The organism is Streptomyces sp. NBC_00400 (assembly GCF_036048035.1).
GTDB lineage: Bacteria > Actinomycetota > Actinomycetes > Streptomycetales > Streptomycetaceae > Streptomyces.
Genome location: NZ_CP107940.1, coordinates 7,904,990 through 7,926,571, shown reverse-complemented (window position 1 = coordinate 7,926,571; position 21,582 = coordinate 7,904,990). Strand labels below are relative to the sequence as shown.

The window sequence follows — 21,582 nt, the reverse complement described above, 5'->3', positions numbered from 1 at the left end:
ACCATGATGCCCCTTACCGGCGGGGGTAGTTCCTCCCAATCGAGGCGGAAGACCGCTGACGAAGGCGACGGCCGCCACACGAGACTCAAGCGCCACGGCCCAGGCTCAGGCCGACGAGCCCGATGCGTGCGACGCCGAGGGCATCGATGGTCCGGCCCACCACCGTTCGTAGTCCGGCACAAAGGTGGTGGTGGATGCGTGCACGCCCTGACCAGGACCGTCCATCGCGAACACCGCCGGACCGAGGTGACGGCAGAGCCACGACGCTTTTCGCTGGTGCCTGCCGATGTGCCGCTGCCGGACGTCCCCGGATTGCGCGCCGCCCCCTGGTCGATCCCACGCCGCTGCACGCCTGGTCGCGGCTGTGGCGCTCCGGAAACGGACACCCGGGGCTGAACGGCCTCGCCACCGCCGACGCTGAGGAAGCAGGGCGAAGCCCATGACCGGCCGGGCACTGCAGCGCCGCGGCAGCCCTGGGGCGGCCACGCCCACGGCAGAAACCGTCAATGTTGATGATGGCAAGTCGCGACAGTTATTGATAATTTGAGAAAACGATTCAGGCACCTGTAAATAACTGTGAACTGCGGGAGCAATGAAACCCAATATGGTCGATCATTCGAGATGGATCTGACGCTGGAGTTACTTACTGGAAGCCTGGGCGCGCTACGCGAAAAGCCGGCCTGACCAGCAGGGCAGGGGGGCGGGCCCGACTGTTGGTGACGATGAGGGCATGAAGCCACTGCGGTGGGACGGGGGCCTCTCAGTACATTCGGCGCCCTGCCACAGCCACACCGCCCCGTCACGCCTAGACCGCACATATCCGCGAACACCATACCGAAGGCACCGTCCTCGCAGACAAGTCCATGACTCGCCCCGGACGACTCGTCGTCATACGGGTCATGTTGAAGGTGTCATCACCACGGATTCCCTCGCCCCGCAGTGCCGGGGTGACATCAATGTTTTCGATGAGGTGCTCAGGTGAATCAGGATAACTTTCCCAGCCCGGCCGAGGACTGCTCCGCCACACGACGCTTCCCGGATCTCAACTCTCTGGTAGACCTGGTATGCGACCAAGTGGCTCAGGTGCTCGTTTATGTGCAGCCGAACATGGTCACGGTGGATCAGTCGTTCAAGGACGCCGGGTTCGACTCCATCGCTGCCGTCCAGTTGTGCAACCGGCTGAATGATGTCACCAACCTTTCGTTGCCTGACACTGTGGCCTTCGACTATCCCACCCCACTGGCTTTGGCTGAGCATCTCTTCACGCTGCTCGGCGATGAAGCGACCACGGAACCTCCAGCCGAATCACGCTCGTCCCAGGAAAGTCCCGTGCGAGAGGGTGAGGTATCCGTCGGCGACCCCATCGCCATCGTGGGGATGGCATGCCGCTATCCCGGAGGCGTGCGGTCGGCTGAGGGTCTATGGGATCTGATATCCGCCGGCAAGGATGCCACCACAGAATTCCCTACCGATCGCGGATGGGACGTAGCCGCTCTCTACAACGAGGACCCCGATCACGCAGGTACCAGCTACACCAGGCGGGGCGGTTTCCTGGAGGGAGCAGCGGAATTCGATCCGCGCTTTTTCGGCATCTCACCGCATGAGGCGTTGGCGATGGACCCGCAGCAGCGGTTGCTGCTGGAAACGTCCTGGGAATCCATCGAGTCGGCCGGGATAAACCCACGTGCACTCCGTGGTACCAATGCCGGCGTGTTCGCCGGATTGATGTACCACGATTATGCGTCGACGGTCGACCAGATCCCCGGCGAGCTCGAAGGACACCTGACCACGGGAAAATCCGGCGGAGTCCTGTCCGGCCGGGTGTCGTATGTGCTGGGGCTCGAGGGGCCGGCGGTGACGGTGGACACGGCGTGTTCGTCGTCGCTGGTGGCGCTGCACTGGGCGGTGCAGTCGTTGCGCTCCGGTGAGTGCTCCCTGGCGTTGGCGGGCGGTGTCACCGTCATGTCCAACCCGGCGACCTTCGTGGAGTTCAGTCGGCAGCGGGGCCTGTCCGCGGATGGCCGGTGCCGTTCGTATGCCGGTAGCGCTGATGGGACTGGGTTTGCTGAGGGCGTGGGTGTGCTGGTGGTGGAGCGGTTGTCCGATGCGGTGCGGCACGGTCATCGGGTGCTCGCGGTAGTACGGGGTTCCGCGGTGAACCAGGACGGCGCCTCGAATGGGCTGACCGCGCCCAGTGGACGGGCCCAGGAGCGGGTGGTGCGCCAGGCATTGGCAGGTGCCGGACTGGAACCCGGTGACGTGGATGTCGTGGAAGGGCATGGGACCGGGACACGGTTGGGTGATCCGATCGAGGTCGGCGCGCTGGTGGAAACCTACGGCCGACAGCGCTCCGGCGCCCCGCTGCTGCTCGGGTCGGTGAAGTCCAACCTCGGCCACACCCAGGCCGCCGCCGGCGTGGCAGGCGTGATCAAGATGGTCCAGGCCATGCAACACGGCGTGGTACCCGCATCCCTGCACGTGGACACCCCGTCCCCGCATGTCCAGTGGGGCGAAGGCGTCGAACTCGTCACCGCCGCACAGGCATGGCCCGAATCCGACCGACCACGCCGCGCAGGCATCTCCTCCTTCGGCGTGTCCGGCACCAACGCACACGTCATCATCGAGCAGGCACCACCGGTAGCACCACCGCCCGCCCGCAAGAGCCGCCAAGTGGTCCCATGGCTGCTGTCCGGCCGCACCGCGGACGCACTACGGGACCAGGCCGACCGCCTGCGCACCCACCTGGACACCCACCCCGAACTCGACCCCGTCGACGTCGGCTACACCCTCGCCGCGGGGCGCGCCCACTTCGAGCACCGCGCCGTGGCCATGAACCAAGACCTCACCACATGGGTGGCCGAAGGGACAGCCGTCGCCCACCGTGAAGTGGTCTTCGTGTTCCCCGGACAAGGCGCGCAATGGGTCGGCATGGGGCAAGCCCTCATGCAATCCTCCCCGGTATTCGCGGCGTCGATGGCCCAATGCGAGCAAGCACTCGCCCCCTTCGTCGACTGGTCCCTGTCCGAAGTCCTCGGCAACGCCTCCATGCTGGAACGCGTCGACGTCGTCCAGCCCGCCTCCTGGGCCGTAATGGTCTCCCTGGCAGCACTATGGCAGTCCATGGGCGTCACCCCCTCCGCAGTAACCGGCCACTCCCAAGGAGAAATCGCAGCAGCCTGCGTCGCAGGCGCACTCTCCCTCAACGACGGCGCCCGCATCGTCGCACTACGCAGCCAGCTGATCCGCGACAAACTCGCCGGCTCCGGCGCCATGGCCTCGATATCCCTGCCACTGGACCAGGTCCGCGAACACCTCACCGGCCTGGAAGGACTCTCGGTCGCCGCCGTCAACGGCCCACGATCAGTCGTCATCTCCGGCGACGTCAACGCCGTCGAAAACTTCGTCACCACACGGACCACCGAAGGCACACACGCCCGCATGGTCGCCGTCGACTACGCCTCCCACTCCGCCCACGTCGATGGCATCGAACAAGAACTCACCACCTCACTCGCAGACCTCCAGCCCTCCTCCTCACCCATCCCCTTCTACTCAACAGTGACCGGAACACCCATCGACACCCTCACGCTCGACGCCGGCTACTGGGTCCAAAACCTGCGACACACCGTCCGCTTCGAAGAAGTCACCCACCGACTCCTCGACGACGGACGCGACACCTTCATCGAAATCAGCGCACACCCCGTCCTCGGCATGGGACTACAGGACACCCTCGAAAACCACCCCGACTCCCCCGCCATCACACTGACCTCCCTCCGACGCGACGACGGAGACATGGACCGCTTCCTCACCTCACTCAGCGAAGCCCACGTCCACGGCGTCAACATCAACTGGCACAACCTCTTCACCGACCAAACAGCCCAACGCATCCAACTCCCCACCTACCCCTTCCAACACCACCACTACTGGCTCGAGAACGTGAGCCGCAGGCCGGATGTCGACGCTGCGGGACAGCAAGCGGTCAACCACATCCTGGCAAACGCGCTGGTAGAACTGGCGCAGACGGATGGCCTTCTCCTCACGGGCTGCCTCTCCGAGAGCACTCACCCCTGGATTGCCGACCACATAGTCGGTGGCGCCATGATCTTGCCCGCATCGGCATTGCTTGAACTGGCTTTCCGGGCGGGTGCGGAAGTCGGGGCAGACCATATCGAGGAACTGACCCTGGAGGCGCCGCTGGTCTTCCGCAAGGGCGGCAGGGTCAAGTTCCAGGTCGCCCTGTCCGCGCCGGACGCGGACAACAGACGAGCGGTGAACATATATTCCCGAAGCGAATCGGGCTGGGTGCGGCATGCGGTCGGCTGCATGGTGAGGTCGTCCGCGCAGGACGCCGGCAAGTCCACTGCCGAAGTGGCGGAGTGGCCACCGATGGGTGCCACCGCTCTCGATCTGGGCGGTGCCTATGAAGACCTGGTCGAGCGCGGTTACGACTACGGTCCGGCGTTCCGGTGTCTTCGGGCAGCGTGGCACAACGACCAGGACGTGTTCGCCGAAGTCGCGCTGCCCGGACCAGAAGTCAGTGGGTCCGGCTCTTTTCTCCTGCACCCCGCGCTGCTGGACGCGCTCCTTCAGTCCCTGTTGGTCGCTGATCTGAACGAGGAAGCGCAACAGATTCGGATGCCCTTCGCCTGGACGGGGGTATCGTTGTACGAGCCGGGAGCCTCCGTATTGCGGTGCAGGATCTCAAGGCGGCAGCCGGACACTCTGTCACTGAGCATTACGCAGACCACGGGCCGCCCCGTGGCATCGGTGGAGTCCCTGGTGCTGCGGCCGATATCTGCTGAGAAAATCGGAACTGCCGAACCGGTCCGGAAAGTGCGCCCTCGGCAGACGAACAGGCCGGACGACACATCTCTCCGGCACCGGTTGGCCAATCTCTCCGCAAACGCAAAAATCCGCGCCCTTGTGGACGTTGTCCGCACACACGCCGCTGCCGTCCTGGGATACAAAGAGGGCTCGGGAGAGATCGGCTCCAGGACAGCATTCACCGAACTCGGCCTGGGCTCCATGGAGGCCGTACAGCTGCGCAACAAACTCAATGCGGCTACGGGCCTGCGGCTACCGACCACGTTCGCCTTCGAGTATTCGACCGCTGAGGCGATGGCGCGGAAACTATGTGCCGAGCTGTTCCCGAATTCCTCCCCGTCCACGGAACCTGAAAACGCGCCGGATGAACCTGCGGCAGCCGGCGCTGATGCTGATTCAGCTGATCTCGCCGCACTCATCGAGATGGCACACCAAGTCGGCGATAGCTGAGTCACGAGCCTGGGGTAATGATGTCTGAACAGCAGCTCATCAACGCACTACGCGCATCTGTGAAGGAAAGCGAACGTCTACGACAACGAAATCGCGAGCTTGTCGAAAACAGTCGTGAGCCGGTGGCAGTCGTGGGAATGGCTTGCCATTACCCCGGTGGAGTGGCCAGCCCTGCTGACTTGTGGAACCTGGTGATCTCCGAACGGGACGCGGTGTCCGGGTTTCCGGAGGACCGAGGCTGGGACATCGACACACTGTTCAACCCCGATAGCGAAAAAGCGGGGTCGAGCTATACCCGGCACGGAGGGTTCTTGGAGGATTCCAAGAACTTTGATCCGGAGTTCTTCGGCATCTCTCCGCGGGAGGCGCTGGCGATGGACCCGCAGCAGCGGTTGCTGCTCGAAGCGTCCTGGGAAGCCATCGAAGACGCCGGGATCGACCCCTTCACACTGCGGGAAAGCGACACCAGCCTGTTCATCGGGTCCAACGGGCAGGACTACGCCTCCCGGCTGAGGCGCTACCCAGCCGCGCTGGAAGCGCAGTTGGGAACCGGAAGCGCCGCCAGCGTCCTGTCCGGTCGGGTGTCGTATGCGCTGGGCTTCGAGGGGCCCGCGGTGACGGTGGACACGGCGTGTTCGTCGTCGTTGGTGGCGCTGCACTGGGCGGTGCAGTCGTTGCGCTCCGGTGAGAGTTCCCTGGCGTTGGCGGGCGGTGTCACCGTCATGTCCTCACCCTCACGGTTCGTGGAGTTCAGCCGGCAGCGCGGCCTTGCCCCGGACGGCAGGTGCAAGTCCTTCGCCGCGGCAGCTGATGGGACTGGGTTTGCTGAGGGCGTGGGTGTGTTGGTGGTGGAGCGGTTGTCCGATGCGGTGCGGCACGGTCATCGGGTGCTCGCGGTGGTACGGGGTTCCGCGGTGAACCAGGACGGCGCCTCGAATGGGCTGACCGCGCCCAGTGGACGGGCCCAGGAGCGGGTGGTGCGCCAGGCATTGGCAGGTGCCGGACTGGAACCCGGTGACGTGGATGTCGTCGAAGGACATGGGACCGGGACGCGGTTGGGTGATCCGATCGAGGTCGGCGCCCTGGTGGAAACCTACGGCCGACAGCGCTCCGGCGCCCCGCTGCTGCTCGGGTCGGTGAAGTCCAACCTCGGCCACACCCAGGCCGCCGCCGGCGTGGCAGGCGTGATCAAGATGGTGCAGGCGATGCAACACGGCGTGGTACCCGCATCCCTGCACGTGGACACCCCCTCACCACATGTCCAGTGGGGCGAAGGCGTCGAACTCGTCACCGCCGCACAGGCATGGCCCGAATCCGACCGACCACGCCGCGCAGGCATCTCCTCCTTCGGCGTCTCCGGCACCAACGCACACGTCATCATCGAACAAGCACCACCAGCACCACCGCCCACCCGCACGAGCCGCCAAGTGGTCCCATGGCTGCTGTCCGGCCGCACCGCGGACGCACTACGGGACCAGGCCGACCGCCTGCGCACCCACCTGGACACCCACCCCGAACTCGACCCCGTCGACGTCGGCTACACCCTCGCCGTCGGACGAGCCCACTTCGAGCACCGCGCCGTGGCCATGAACCAAGACCTCACCACATGGGTGGCCGAAGGGACAGCCGTCGCCCACCGTGAAGTGGTCTTCGTGTTCCCCGGACAAGGCGCGCAATGGGTCGGCATGGGGCAAGCCCTCATGCAATCCTCCCCGGTATTCGCGGCGTCGATGGCCCAATGCGAGCAAGCACTCGCCCCCTTCGTCGACTGGTCCCTGTCCGAAGTCCTCGGCAACGCCTCCATGCTGGAACGCGTCGACGTCGTCCAGCCCGCCTCCTGGGCCGTAATGGTCTCCCTGGCAGCACTATGGCAGTCCATGGGCGTCACCCCCTCCGCAGTAACCGGCCACTCCCAAGGAGAAATCGCAGCAGCCTGCGTCGCAGGCGCACTCTCCCTCAACGACGGCGCCCGCATCGTCGCACTACGCAGCCAGCTGATCCGCGACAAACTCGCCGGCTCCGGCGCCATGGCCTCGATATCCCTGCCACTGGACCAGGTCCGCGAACACCTCACCGGCCTGGAAGGACTCTCGGTCGCCGCCGTCAACGGCCCACGATCAGTCGTCATCTCCGGCGACGTCAACGCCGTCGAAAACTTCGTCACCACACGGACCGCAGAAGGCACACACGCCCGCATGGTCGCCGTCGACTACGCCTCCCACTCCGCCCACGTCGATGGCATCGAACAAGAACTCACCACCTCACTCGCAGACCTCCAGCCCTCCTCCTCACCCATCCCCTTCTACTCAACAGTGACCGGAACACCCATCGACACCCTCACGCTCGACGCCGGCTACTGGACCCGCAACCTGCGACACACCGTCCGCTTCGAAGAAGTCACCCACCGACTCCTCGACGACGGACGCGACACCTTCATCGAAATCAGCGCACACCCCGTCCTCGGCATGGGACTACAGGACACCCTCGAAAACCACCCCGACTCCCCCGCCATCACACTGACCTCCCTCCGACGCGACGACGGAGACATGGACCGCTTCCTCACCTCACTCAGCGAAGCCCACGTCCACGGCGTCAACATCAACTGGCACAACGCCTTCACCGACCAAACAGCCCAACGCATCCAACTCCCCACCTACCCCTTCCAACACCACCACTACTGGCTCGAGAACGTGTCCGCGAAGGACGCTTCGACAGCCCATCCGCTGCTGACCGATGTCGTCGCACTGGCGCAGCCCGAAGGCGGGCTGGTGTTTTCCGGCACCCTGTCCGCAAGTGAGCATTCCTGGCTCAACGACCATGCCGTGCTGGGAACCGTGCTGCTGCCGGGAACCGCGTTCGTCGAGATGGCGCTCTACGCGGCAGAGGAAGCAGGCTGCGACCGGATCGAAGAGTTGGCATTCGAGACGCCGCTCGTGCTGCCCGAGGACACGGAGGTGCACATCCAGTTCGTGATCGGCGCGTCCGGCGACGACGGGCGCCGCTCGGTCAGCGTCCATTCCCGTCGCGCCGATATCGACCAAGGGTGGACACGGCACGCGGTCGGAACATTGTCGGCCGGTACGGAGAACGTCGCCGTCGACAACGCCGCGTGGCCGCCTCCCGGCTCGGAGCGGGTCGACATCGCGGGCTTGTACGAACAACTGGCAGCCGACGACTTCCACTACGGTCCCGCATTCCAGGGGCTTCGGTCGGTGTGGAGAAACGGCGAAGCCGTCCTGGCCGAGGTGGAACTCCCTGAGCAGTGCCTGCCGGAGGCGGACGCGTACCAGTCACACCCGGCCCTGCTCGACGCGGCGGTCCAGGCGGCGGTGGCAGGCGGACTGCTCAATACGGGCTCGGATTCCGGCCAGATCATGCTTCCCTTCTCCTGGAACGGCGTCTCGCTCCACGCGACCGGTGCCACCTCGCTACGCGTGCATCTGACCGCGCAGGGCGCCGACGCCGTAGCGCTGGTGGCGAGCGACGCGGCCGGGCGGCCCGTACTGTCGGTGGATTCCCTGCTGGTACGGGAGGCACCCGCCAAGCAACTCGACCTCCTGCGGTCCGCCGGCGAGCAGTCACTGTTCCGGCTGGAGTGGACGAAGCTCGGCGTCCGCGAGCCGATGCAGGACACCGGCCCATGGGTCGTCGTCGGCGACGTGGAACCGCAGTCCGGCGCGCTGGTGGACACCGGGGTGGCAGACCGCTCCTACGAGACCTTCGAGGACTTGGCCGCGCACATCGGCGCCGGCCGTGCCGCACCTGGCGTCGTGGTCGTCCCTGTCCCTCTGAGGGATCCCGATGACACGGTGGCCGTGCGAGCCGCCGTACTGCACACGCTGGACATGCTGCAGACCTGGCTGTCCGAGGATCGGTTCGCCGATGCCAGGCTGGTACTCCTCACCGGCCGGACGTCGGCGCTCTCGGCCGCCGGCGTGTGGGGGCTGGTGCGCTCCGCCCAGTCCGAGCACGGTGACCGGATTGTCGTGGTCGAGGCCGACGACACCTACGAGGACTACCAGCAGCTGCCCGCCGTGGTGAAATCCGGCGAGCCACAGGTGGCAGTGCGCCGGGGAGAGCTGTTCGTACCCAGGCTGGTCAGGACGAGCGCGAGCGGTCAACGGACCGGCAGGGCATGGAACCCGGAGGGGACCGTGCTGATCACCGGTGGTACCGGTGTGCTGGGCGCTGAGCTCGCACGCCACTTGGTGACCGAGTCCGGCGTCCGGCACCTCCTTCTCCTGAGCCGCGGCGGCCCGCGCGCGGAAGGCGCCGAAGAGCTGAAGGCGGAGTTGCAGGAGCTGGGTGCCGAGGCAACCATCGTGGCCTGCGACGCGGCGGACGGGGACGCGTTGGCCGAGGTGCTGTCGGCGGTGCCCGGAGCGCATCCGCTGACCGCTGTCGTACACGCCGCCGGGGTACTTGACGATGCCCTGATCACGGACATGACGCCCGCACAGGTGTCGGCGGTGCTGGCCCCCAAGGTGGACGGGGCGCTCAACCTGCACCTGCTCACTCAGGGGCTCGACCTGGCGGACTTCATCCTCTTCTCTTCCGCGTCAGCGGTGTTCGGCGGACCGGGCCAGGGCAACTACGCCGCCGCCAACGCGGTTCTGGATGCTCTGGTACTGCGCCGACGGGAGGAGGGGCTGCCCGGAATCGCCCTGGCCTGGGGATTCTGGGCCCAGCGCACCGGCATGACCGCACACCTCGGTGACACCGACGTACGGCGGTTGGAACGTGCCGGCGTCACGGAGCTGTCCACCGCGGAAGGTCTGGCCCTGTTCGACCTCGCGCGGGCGCTGGACGCCCCGGCCGTGCTGCCGATGAAGCTGAACCTCTCGTCGCTACGTGCCCAGGCGGGACACATCGGTGTTCCTTCCGTACTCCAGGGCCTGGTACGGGTGCCCACGCGTCGCACAGCGGCCGAGCCCGACCAACGCTGGTCGGCAGCACGGCTGGCGGCGCTTCCCGAATCCGAGCGGGCGCCGGCGCTGAACGAACTCGTCAGGGCGGAGGTGGCTGCCGTCCTGGGCCATGACGAAGCGGCGGCGATCGATCCGGAACGGGCCTTCATGGACCTGGGATTCGATTCGCTGACCGCCGTAGAGCTGCGCAATCGTCTGGTCACTGCGACCGGCCTGCGACTGCCGACCACTGTGGTCTTCACCTACGCGACGCCGTCGGCGCTCACCGAGCACCTGCTCGCCGGGATACTCGAGAGCCAGGACAGCCCCACGAGGGACGGGCTGGACGAGGTCGAGGCCGAACTGCGGCGCACACCCCCCGGTGACGCCCGGCACGAAGCCTTGGTCCGCCGCCTGAGAGAACTGGCCGCAGCCTGGCTGCCCGAACAATCCGACGACGCCGACGCCGACCTGGACGTGTCGACCATCGACGAAATGCTCGATCTCGCCGAGGACGAACTCGAAGGCCTCTCAGCAGGAGAGGACACGAAGTAGCCGATGGCTGACGACAAGAAGATCCTCGACACGCTCAAACGGCTGACCACCGATCTCCGGCAGACCCGTCGCCGTCTCAAGGAGGTCGAGGACGCCCAGCACGAGCCGGTGGCCATCGTGGGGATGGCGTGCCGCTACCCCGGCGGTGTGCAGACCCCCCAAGACCTCTGGAAGCTGCTCATGTCGGGCGGGGACGCCGTGTCCGCGTTCCCCGACGACCGTGGGTGGGATCTGGACCAGTTGTTCAGTTCCGAGGACGTGGCAGGCACCTCGTATACCGCCGAGGGCGGATTCCTGGCGGGTGCGGGTGACTTCGACGCGGAAATGTTCGGCATTTCACCGCGGGAGGCACTGGCGATGGACCCGCAGCAGCGGTTGCTGCTGGAGGCGTCCTGGGAAGCCATCGAAGACGCCGGGATCGATCCCCTCGCACTGCGCGGAAGCAGCACCGGCGTGTACGCCGGGGTGATGTACCACGACTACGGCTCCGGGGTGGGCACACTGCCCGAGGAGATCGAGGGGTACCTCGGCATCGGCACAGCGGGCAGCGTGGCCTCCGGTCGGGTGTCGTATGTGCTGGGGCTCGAGGGGCCCGCGGTGACGGTGGACACGGCGTGTTCGTCGTCGTTGGTGGCGCTGCACTGGGCGGTGCAGTCGTTGCGCTCCGGTGAGTGCTCCCTGGCGTTGGCGGGCGGTGTCACCGTCATGTCCCACCCGCGCATCTTCGTGGAGTTCAGCCGCCAACGCGGGCTCGCCCGGGACGGCAGGTGCAAGTCGTTCGCCGCGGCGGCTGACGGCACCGGCTGGAGCGAGGGGGTGGGTGTGCTGGTGGTGGAGCGGTTGTCCGATGCGGTGCGGCACGGTCATCGGGTGCTCGCGGTGGTACGGGGTTCCGCGGTGAACCAGGACGGCGCCTCGAACGGACTGACCGCGCCCAGCGGACGGGCCCAGGAGCGGGTGGTGCGCCAGGCGCTGTCGAGTGCCGGACTGGGGCCCGGTGACGTGGATGTCGTCGAAGGGCACGGGACCGGGACGCGGTTGGGCGATCCGATCGAGGTCGGCGCCCTGGTGGAAACCTACGGCCGACAGCGCTCCGGCGCCCCGCTGCTGCTCGGGTCGGTGAAGTCCAACCTCGGCCACACCCAGGCCGCCGCCGGCGTGGCAGGCGTGATCAAGATGGTCCAGGCCATGCAACACGGCGTGGTACCCGCATCCCTGCACGTGGACACCCCCTCACCACATGTGCAGTGGGGCGAAGGCGTCGAACTCGTCACCGCCGCACAGGCATGGCCCGAATCCGACCGACCACGCCGCGCAGGCATCTCCTCCTTCGGCGTCTCCGGAACCAACGCACACGTCATCATCGAACAAGCACCACCAGCACCACCGCCCACCCGCACGAGCGGCCACGTGGTCCCATGGCTGCTGTCCGGCCGCAGCCCAGACGCACTACGCGACCAAACCAGCCGCCTGCGCACCCACCTCGAAGCCCACCCCGAACTCGACCCCGCCGACATCGGCTACACCCTCGCCGCGGGGCGCGCCCACTTCGAGCACCGGGCCATGGTGGTGGGAGAGACCCGGGATGACTTGCTGGCAGCGCTCGGGACTGCCAAGACCACGAGTGTTCGTGCAGGACGGACGGCGTTCCTGTTCCCTGGGCAGGGAAGCCAGCGGCTGGAGGCAGGAAAGCAGCTCGCGGAGGAATTCCCGGTGTTCGCCGAGGCGTTGGACTCGGTCCTCACCGCATTCGACCCCCACCTGGACGTCCCGCTGCGTCAGGTGATGTTCGCGGCACCCGACTCGGAAGCGGCATCGCTCCTCGATGAGACCGGTTACACCCAGCCGGCGCTGTTCGCGCTCTCCGTGGCCCTTTTCCGGCTGGTCGATTCATGGGGCCTCAAGCCCGACTTCCTGCTGGGCCACTCGATAGGCGAACTGGCTGCCGTCCATGTCGCCGGATGCCTTTCGCTGCCGGACGCGTGCGCACTGGTGGCGGCTCGCGGGCGGCTGATGCAAGCTCTCCCCCGTGGCGGGGCGATGGTTGCCCTCCAAGCCTCCGAGGACCAAGTCGCTCCGCTCGTGGCCGCGGCCGGCGACCGGGTGTCCATCGCCGCGATCAACGGACCATCGGCCGTGGTGATCTCCGGTGACGAACAGTCGGTGCTCGACATCAAGGAGGAGTTCGAACGCCGTGGCTGCAAGACCAAGCGGTTGCGGGTCTCCCACGCTTTCCACTCGGCTCATATGGATGACATGGTCGACGCGTTCCGACGCGTTGCCGCGGGCGTGACGTTCCACCCACCCAGGATCCCGGTGGTCTCGGATGTGACGGGGCTTCTTGCCACTGCCGATCAGTTGTCCTCTCCGGACTACTGGGCCCGGCACGTGCGGGAAGCCGTGCGATTCCACGACGGCATGCGCCGGCTTGCCTCCCAAGGCGTGCGCGCCTTCCTGGAGCTGGGCGCGAGCGGGGCGCTTTCCGGAATGGGGCAGGACTGCCTGTACGACGTCGAGGAAACGGTGTTCGCCACCGCGCTGCGTGCGGACCGGCCGGAACCCCAGAGCATCGTCACCGCCGTTTCCCGGCTGCACACCCATGGTGTGCGCGTCGACTGGCCCGCCTTCTGGGAGGACACGGACACCCGCAGGCAGGCACTGCCGACCTATGCCTTCCAGCACCGGCGCTACTGGCTGGCCGACACGCCCGGCGCGCCACGGGGTGCCGACCTGCTCGGCCACGCCCTGCTCGCCAACTCGGTACACCTCGCCCATGATGTGGACACGCTGGTGTTCAGTGGCAGCCTGTCGCTGCGGACGCACACCTGGCTGGCCGATCACCTCGTCCACGGCACAGCCCTGCTGCCCGGAACGGCCTTCGTCGATCTCCTGCTGTACGTGGGCGACCAGGCCGGGAGCCCCACGGTCGAGGAGCTGACCCTCGAAACACCGCTGACATTGGGCGAACAGGACCAGGTCGAACTCCAGGTGTCCGTCGGGCCCGAGGAGGCCGGCCGGCGGGAAGTGCGGGTGTACGGCAGTACCGAGCCCGGCGTCTGGACACGCCACGCCAGTGGTGTCCTGACACACGCCGTCGATGCCGGGACCGAGGAGCTGGCGCAGTGGCCGCCGGCGTCGGCGACCGCGGTTGACCTGAGCGGCTTCTACGACCGGCTCGCCGACGACGGGTTCGACTACGGTCCGGCGTTCCGGGGACTGCGCGCGGCCTGGCGGCAAGGAGACGATCTGTTCGCCGAGGTCGGTCTGCCCGAAGAGCGCCACGACGAGGCCGGCTCCTTCGGGCTGCACCCGGCGCTCTTCGACGCGGCGCTGCACATCGCGAGCGGGGACGGGGCACTGCCGTTCGCCTGGACGGGAGTGTCGCTGTTCGCCACGGGTGCCAGGGCGTTGCGCGTACGGTTGCGCCGCACGGGACCGGCATCGGTGTCGGTGCTGGTGACCGACACCTCCGGGCGGGCGGTGGCGGCGGCCGAGTCCCTGACGGCCCGGCCTGTCCCGACGCTGTCCAGCGGCCACTCGAACGCGCTGTTCCAGGTGGACCTGGTGCCGGAGCAGGTCACAGCGGCTCCGGTTTCCTGTGTGCAGCTCGGGTCCGGCGAACTGCCCACCGGAGCACGCTCGCTGCCCGACCTCGCCGCGCTGGTCGCGGAGATCGGATCCGGGACCGCGGTGCCGGAGGCGGTGATCGTCGAGGTACCGCGGGCGGACACCGCTCGGACCGCCCTGGCCAGGACACTGGCCCTGCTCCAGGCGTGGCTGGCCGACGAACGACTCGCCGCCGCCCGCCTGGTGTTCCTTACGCGGAGCACGGACGACCGGTCCGGCCTCGCAGCAGCCGCGGTCCAGGGCCTGGTGCGTTCGGCCCAATCGGAGAACCCCGGCAGGTTCGCCCTGGTCGACGTGGACGAGCACGATGCCTCCGCCACCGCGGTTCCGGCGGCGCTGACCTCGGCCGAGCCGCAGTTGGTGATCCGGGCCGGTGTGGCGCACGCGCGCCGGCTGGCCAGGGCAGGGCGGGACCTCGGGCAGGCCACCGCCTGGGACCGCGACGGCACGACGCTGATCACGGGAGGCAACGGCGCGCTGGCCAGGCTGCTGGCCAGGCATCTCCTGGTCGAGCACGGCGTGCGTAACCTTCTGCTCGTCAGCAGAAGCGACCCGGATCAGGCGCTCGGTGAGCAATTGACCGCGCTCGGCGGCACCATCGTCCAGGTGCGCTGCGACGTGGCCGATTCCGCGGCACTGTCGGCAGTGCTCCGGGCTGTGCCCGAGCACCGGCCGCTCACCGCCGTCGTGCACACCGCAGGTGTGCTGGCCGACGCTGTCGTCCCGGCACTGACCGAAGAGCACATGAGCCAGGTCCTGCGACCCAAGGTGGACGGCGCTCTCCACCTGCACGAGCTGACCCGGGACCTCGGCCTGTCCGCGTTCGTGATGTTCTCCTCCGCCGCGGGCATCTTCGGCGGACCGGGCCAGGGCAACTACGCAGCCGCCAACGCGATGCTGGACGCGCTGGCGGAGCAGCGCCACGCATCCGGTCTTCCGGCGCTCTCGCTCGCCTGGGGGCCATGGGAACAGAGCGGTGCGATGACCCGGGACCTCGCGGAGGTCGACGTGCGCAGGATGAGTCGTTCCGGTGTGCGGCCCCTGTCCGACGAGGAGGGTCTCGCGCTGTTCGACGCGGCGCGGGCGACGGGCAAACCGGTGATGGTGCCCATCCGGCTGGACCTGGCCACCGTGCGACGCGCCGACGACACTGACGTCGCGGCACCCGCCCTGCTGAAGGGGCTCGTCTCCCGTGGACGCCGAGCCGTCGCGGCCGGCCCGGGGCCGTCCCTGTCCGACCAGCTGGCCGGAAAGCCGGCTGACCAGCAGGACCTGGTTCTGCTGGACCTGCTGCGCACCCACATCCGCGCGGTTCTGGGACATGGCCCCACGCACGACGTCCCGGCAGACCGGGAGTTCCTTGAGCTGGGCTTCGATTCTCTGACCACCGTCGAACTGCGGAACGGACTCACCGCGGCAACAGGGTTGCGCCTTGCACCGGCGGCACTCTTCGACCACTCCACACCCATGGCACTCGCCCAACACCTGCGGAACGAACTCACCGAGCGGGCGCCCGCCCCCGACACATCAGCTTTCATGATGGGCACATTGCTCCGGCAGGCCGCCGACACCCGCCAGGCAGGGGCGTTCCTGGCACTGCTCACCGAGATGTCGCAGTTCAGGCCCGCCTTCCACACCGGCGTGGCGAGCAATCCTGTGCGGCTCAGCGAAGGTGGCCGTGGACCTGCCGTGATCTGCGTGCCCTCGATGCTGGCAGTGTCAGGGCCGCACCAGTACGCCCGCTTGGCCGCTCCGTTCCGGGGCGAACGCGATGTGTGGGCGCTGCCCCTGCCCGGCTTCAGCCGTGAGGAGCAGGTGCCGGCAACTCGGCAGGCTGTGCTGGAAGCCTTGGCCTCAGGGCTCGGAGAGGCCCGCCTCACGGAGCCGTTCGTGCTGTTGGGCCACTCCACCGGCGGCATTCTGGCCCACGCGCTGGCCGCACACCTGGAGGCACAGGGGACGGGGCCGACAGGGGTGGTGCTGGCGGACGTGCTTGATCTGTCCGAAGGTGACGACCGGGACACCATCGCCCCCGCATTGATCTCGGCGATTCTCGAGCGCGACACCGTACATGTTCCGGTCGACGACACCCGCCTGACCGCGATGGGCGCGTATCTGAGGTTGTTCCAAGGGTGGAAGCCCACCGTCGTCGATGCGCCCACCCTGTTCCTGCGGGCATCGGAATCGATGGTCCAGGAGGCGGAGACGGACGGAGATCAGTGGCGGACCTCCTGGACCTTGGACCATGTCGCGCTGGATGTTCCCGGCAACCACTTCACCATGCTGGAACAGCACAGCGACATCGCAGCCGGTCTCGTTGAGGACTGGCTTCGAAAATGCACTTCCCAAGTGATCAACAGTGATCGACACAGCAATAAGCGGTGATCCCAGTGACACAGTCAATCCATGAATCAACGCCGATGCAGAAAGGCACGGAGATTCCCATCAAGGAAGTCCTGTGCACCCTTTCCGCAAGGTGGTCACTTGAGGTGATGGCCGAATTAGACGGAGGTAAGCGCCGGTTCAACGAGCTCACCCGGAGGCTCGAAGGAATCAATCACAAGGTGCTCATCGAAACGCTTCACAAGCTTCAGCGTGACGGGTACGTCAGGGGCCCCCTCACTTCGTCGAGGAATTCCGCCGACAGATTGGTCGGATACGAACTGACCGAGCTGGGAATGACCCTGCTCCAACTCGTCAACGGTGTCAGGGAATGGCTTGACGAGCACGAGCAGAAAATAGTCAGCGCGCGGACCGACTTCGACTGGACGAAGCGGGAGATGGAATTCATGAGAGAGTAGGGTGCGCACGACGGAGCACCGTTCCCGGCCTTCTATCGGCAGCTTTCCATCCAGGTACGGGCAAGCTCGACACGAGACGATATGTGGAGCTTCTTGAAGATGCTCCGCAAGTGATGGGCAACGGTATGCCGGGAAATGAATAATTTCTGGGCGGCCTGAGCGTTGGAAAGTCCCAGTGCGACCAGCTCGGCCACGGCGGTCTCGGTTTTCGTCAGACCCCGGATTCCCGTGCCGGGTTCCTCGGGCCGGACCGCGTGGTCGCAGCTGCGGCCGAGCCGGTGGAGCCTGCGCTCGAGCCGGGCCACGTCTCTGGGGGACTGTGCGGTGAGATACCCGCTCGCGGCGTGTTCCAGCACCGCGATGGCCCGGCCCGAGGCCCCTTGTGCAGCGAGCATCACTCCGAGGTCCTCCCGCGCGGAGGCAGCGGCCCAAGGATCGGGGTGATGGTCGGCGGCGAAGAGCAGATCCGCGGCGCTGCGGTGGACCAGCCCTTCGGCATGGCGGGCGGCGGCCTCCAGCGCCGGCAGACCCCCGCTGCGAGTGGAGAGCGTCCGGGCGGTGACCGCGATCGCTTCGGCGTTTCTCCCATCGCGGAGCACCATGAAGCGTGCCAGCCACGCTGCGGCCGCCGGATCCGTCAGCAGAAGTCTCTCGCGGGCCTGGCCCGGTGAGATGAGCTGGTCCACCAGGGGGACAGCCGCCTCCGCCCCGTGCTCCGCCTCTGTTGTCTGCACCACCATCCACGCACAGGCCGGGCCGTAGGTGTTGCCGAGTGCCCAGTCCATTGCGGCCTGCCGCGCATATGCGCCGGCGGTGCGCAGGTCTGCCCGTCTCAGCGCGCCCAAGGCCAGGAGAACACGGGCGTATGGTTTCCAGCTTTTCGCCGTCTCCTCAGGGGCTTCCAAGACTGCCTGCGCCTGCTCGAGAGCGGTGGAAACCCTGCCCAGGTTCCAGTTCATAGCGGCTCGGAGAAGCTGGAGAACGGCGTGGTGCCGGTGATTGCCGGTTACCACAGCGGAACGCTCGGCAGCGGCAATACTGCGTTCGGCTTCGCTGTCTTGACGCAGGGTGATGGCCAGTGTGGCGAGCCATATCTCGGCCTGCAGTGGGACATCCCATTCGGATGTGCAGTGAATTCCACGGCGTGCGGCTTCCCGGGCCGAATTTAAAGCTTGCTTCGGCTGGCCGTTAACCCATTTCTCCATCGAGGACTGCATGCACTGCCAGGTGGGGCAATCCGCGGGCGGAATGTGACGCGTCTCGCGAAGGGTACGATGAGGGTAAACTTGCATGACCCTGCTCCAAGTGTGGCGAATCCCCCGACCCTTCGGAACGTTATCACTTCCCAAGAGTTTGTAACACGATCATGAGTCGGCTTTCTTGGCGTGTCGCCTGCAGATGACACTGCAGGCCAAAAAGACTAAGACGCCGTGGAGTTCGGTGCGGTTCCCAGCGGACAGTGAGGCGTTTGACGTGGTGAGGCAGGGCGAAGGCCCGCTCGACGACGTAGCGGAGTTTGCCCGCGCCTTTGCTGTCCGGGGCGCGCCCTTGCGGGAGATGACGGGAAGGATGCCGCCACCACGACACCGGGCTGGTGAACCCCTCCGGGCCAAAGGGCTCCGAATCCGGTGGCGTTTCAGGCATCACCAGCCCGGTGACTCACCATCAGGAGGCGGTGTTTGCCGCCCGTCGGGCGCCGGCCGACCGGCGACGGACCTGTGTCCGCATCCCCTCTTTCGCGCGGATGTGGGGGCTGTCCACGGAGGCCCGTGACCAGTCGAGTTGGCCGGCCGCGTGCAGCTCGGCGAGCAGAATGCGGTGCAGTTGGTCGAGGATGCCGGCCTGCTGCCATCGCTCCAGGCGGCGCCAGCAGGTCTGTCCGGAGCCGAACCCCAGCTCCAGAGGCAGCAGTTGCCAGGCGATGTCGTGGTGGAGGACGTACAGGATGCCTTGCAGGCAGAGCCGGTCCGCCACCGGTCGTGGCCCTGGCGACCGCTCGGGCCAGGGCGGCAGTAACGGCTCGATCAGCGCCCACAAGGCGTCGTCCACAATCCAGGGTCGAGTACTCACACCATCACAAGGCTTCAGATTCTTTTAACACGTGACGTGGACGCGGTTCACGGGTCTCCTGCGCCGTCGGCGCCGGGACGCATACTGTCCAGCAGCGATCTGTTCTCCTCGCGCGCTGACGCGCCCCAGAACAACGGGGCCGAGTGCGCCATGAGCACGGCGGCCGCCCAGCCGGGCTCCACGATGAGGAGGCCCTGGCGACCGGCCCACGGTGCGCAGGGGTGTTCGCGCGGCTGTGACGGTGGCGCAGCGGGCCGATTCGCCACGCACAGGAAATGGACGACAAGGTCGCAGTCTGCCGGGCCGGCGCGAGAGGGAGTGGGCTCGTCGAAGCCGGCCGACGTGTGGAGCACGAAGTCCGTGCTGGACGCTATGGGCAGACGGGTCCTCAGGCGGAGCCGTCGGTTGTCCTGATCCTGGACGGGTTCGTCGAAGCGGAAGCTGTGGTCCAATTCGGCGGCGCGGTCGAGCCACCTCCGCAAGTTGTCCATCCACAACGCCGGCTGCGCGTTGGTGAACTCCGTGGCGTTCGCCGGCGGTGCGGACAGTAGAGCGAGTATGTAGTCGTTGATCACCACGGTCTCCTGCCTCTGCGGGTCGGGACGACGACGCGCCTGCCGACGCGAAGGGCCACCTGCCCGGCTCCGTACGCCCGCAGCCGATGGGTCATGCGCTCTGGCGCAGACCGTGCTTGTCGAACGCTGCGGAGATCGCCGGGTCGGAGAACGCACCTTCCTGGGCCAGCATCCTCAGTGTGGGGGTCGCATTGTCGACAAGGCTTTTGCGGACCCATGGCAATTCCACGGTCTCGGCCACCACGCGCGCCGGCTCTCCAAAGACGTCGGGGTAGCAGGAAAGCATACGCGTCATCGCTACTTCGTCAGGTCGCAGAAATGCCAGAATGATCTCGGGCAGAATGGCCCCGATCTTGGTCTGGAGTGGAGCCGGCATCTTCGGCCAGAGCGACTTGAACAGACGCCGGAAGTAGGCATGGTGCAGGCCCTCGTCCGTCGCGTGGTCGGCGGCCAGCTCCCGTACCGCCCGCTGCACCGAGGGATCCTTCGGCAGCTTGGTCAGACTCCCGGTGATCAACGTCTCGGATACGATGGAAAAAAACAGCTTCACCAGGGGCCGGTACACCGGAAGTTCCGCCGCATACAGTCGGGAGAGTTCCTGCAGGAAGTACGGCGTGTGGGGAATCGGTGCCACACCGGTGTGATCCCGGACCGTCGTCAGCAGGGTGTGCGACATCTCCGCGTGCGCTGCCTCGTCGGTGTAGATGCGCAGGAGGTCTTCCTTCATCTCTGCGGGCAGCCACGGGCAGAAGTCTGGTGAGTGCAACAGCAGGCACGTTTCGTTCACCGGTCCCAGTTCCAGCTGAACCGTGAACTCCAGGTACACGTAGAGGGAGTGCACCAGAATCTCCTCCCGGACCTGTTCCGGGGCTGCCCGCACCTCCGGGTGAGCGAGCAGCGGGCACAGGTCGGGGGAAAAGTAGTGCAGTTCGCCCGCGAACGCGCCGTTCCTGCGCGGTTTCGAGCGCACCCAGGACCGGTTATCCCACTGTTCGAAAAGTGAACGGTAGCCGGATTCTTCTGTTCGGTTCACTGGATGCGCCCCGTCTCCATTCTTCCTTCAGCTCGCAGGCCGATCCGCCGCATGAAACTCGAGCAACTGGTATTCGACATCGGCGAGCTGAGGGTGCTGCGCCGCGCGTATCTGCTCGAACCGCAGTCCCGCGTTGTCGGCAACCTCGGTGAGGAGTTCGCGATTTCCCATGTTGCTGTAACCGAGCAGGAGCCGGCCGCCGGGTTCGAGATGGCCGGCTGCCGACCGCAAGAACTCCTGGTGCATGACGTATCCGGGGTCGAATATCGCGTGGTGCAGGGGAGTCTCGTGCGCAAAGTCCGTCGACGGTTCAATAAAGCTGGAACTCCAGAACACCAGGTCGAAGCGCGCCTGGCGGTCCAGTGCGGAATACATGTCGCTGTGCAGCACATGCACCCGGTCGGCGAGACCGTGCCGCGCCACATTCTGCCTGGTGTTCTCCACAGCTGTCTCGTTGATGTCCAGCGCGGTCACCCGAGCACAACCGCTGAGGGCCGCGGTCACGGAGATCACGCCGGCTCCTGCTCCGATCTCCAGGAAACTGCCGCCCGCGGGGTAGGGAAGCCACTGTGCGTAGAACTCCGTGGACGGGCAGAGGGTCGGCGAGAAAACCCCCTCCAGCAGCTCAAACTCGCGGCCGTTCAGGGTGAAGGTGGAATCACGGTTCTCGGTGTCTGCGTTCATCCGGAGCAGGTTGTAGCCCCGGGTCAGACTGAGGTCGTCGCTCACTGGTCCTCCGTACG

9 protein-coding genes are annotated in these 21,582 nt (G+C 66.8%); 4 read left to right on the top strand and 5 right to left on the bottom strand.

Annotation, left to right across the window (positions count from 1 at the left end; all coding sequences use genetic code 11):
• Positions 1 to 978: 978 nt before the first annotated feature.
• The 4 genes from OHS81_RS34690 to OHS81_RS34675 are packed head-to-tail and all read left to right on the top strand — an operon-like array spanning position 979 to position 17,161.
• Positions 979 to 5,271: a type I polyketide synthase gene (locus tag OHS81_RS34690; RefSeq protein WP_328389946.1), complete on the top strand. Its 4,293-nt coding sequence runs from the start codon at positions 979 to 981 to the stop codon at positions 5,269 to 5,271.
• Between the two features lie 17 nt (positions 5,272 to 5,288).
• The gene (locus OHS81_RS34685) at positions 5,289 to 10,733 is read left to right on the top strand and encodes a type I polyketide synthase (RefSeq protein ID WP_443058810.1); all 5,445 of its coding nucleotides are present in this window, start codon (positions 5,289 to 5,291) and stop codon (positions 10,731 to 10,733) included.
• A 21-nt stretch (positions 10,734 to 10,754) separates the two neighbouring features.
• Complete coding sequence (locus tag OHS81_RS34680) at positions 10,755 to 16,745, top strand: type I polyketide synthase (RefSeq protein ID WP_443058881.1); 5,991 nt, start codon at positions 10,755 to 10,757, stop codon at positions 16,743 to 16,745.
• Positions 16,746 to 16,750: 5 nt separating this feature from the next.
• Entirely contained in the window at positions 16,751 to 17,161 is a 411-nt protein-coding gene (locus OHS81_RS34675) for a winged helix-turn-helix transcriptional regulator (protein WP_328389941.1), read from the top strand.
• A gap of 32 nt (positions 17,162 to 17,193) precedes the next feature.
• On the opposite strand, the gene OHS81_RS34670 is transcribed toward OHS81_RS34675, so the two are convergent.
• The 5 genes from OHS81_RS34670 to OHS81_RS34650 all read right to left on the bottom strand — a co-directional run bounded on the left by OHS81_RS34670 (position 17,194) and on the right by OHS81_RS34650 (position 21,568).
• Positions 17,194 to 18,366 carry a LuxR C-terminal-related transcriptional regulator gene (locus tag OHS81_RS34670; protein WP_328389939.1) on the bottom strand — a complete coding sequence of 391 codons (1,173 nt, stop codon included), beginning with the start codon at positions 18,364 to 18,366 and terminating at the stop codon, positions 17,194 to 17,196.
• A gap of 460 nt (positions 18,367 to 18,826) precedes the next feature.
• Positions 18,827 to 19,231: a transposase gene (locus OHS81_RS34665; protein WP_328389937.1), complete on the bottom strand. Its 405-nt coding sequence runs from the start codon at positions 19,229 to 19,231 to the stop codon at positions 18,827 to 18,829.
• Between the two features lie 47 nt (positions 19,232 to 19,278).
• Positions 19,279 to 19,806 carry a hypothetical protein gene (locus tag OHS81_RS34660; protein ID WP_328389935.1) on the bottom strand — a complete coding sequence of 176 codons (528 nt, stop codon included), beginning with the start codon at positions 19,804 to 19,806 and terminating at the stop codon, positions 19,279 to 19,281.
• Between the two features lie 91 nt (positions 19,807 to 19,897).
• The gene (locus OHS81_RS34655) at positions 19,898 to 20,839 is read right to left on the bottom strand and encodes a diiron oxygenase (protein WP_328389933.1); all 942 of its coding nucleotides are present in this window, start codon (positions 20,837 to 20,839) and stop codon (positions 19,898 to 19,900) included.
• A 27-nt stretch (positions 20,840 to 20,866) separates the two neighbouring features.
• A complete protein-coding gene (locus OHS81_RS34650; RefSeq protein ID WP_328389931.1) occupies positions 20,867 to 21,568 on the bottom strand; it encodes a methyltransferase in 702 nt (233 codons plus the stop codon).
• Positions 21,569 to 21,582 lie beyond the last annotated feature (14 nt).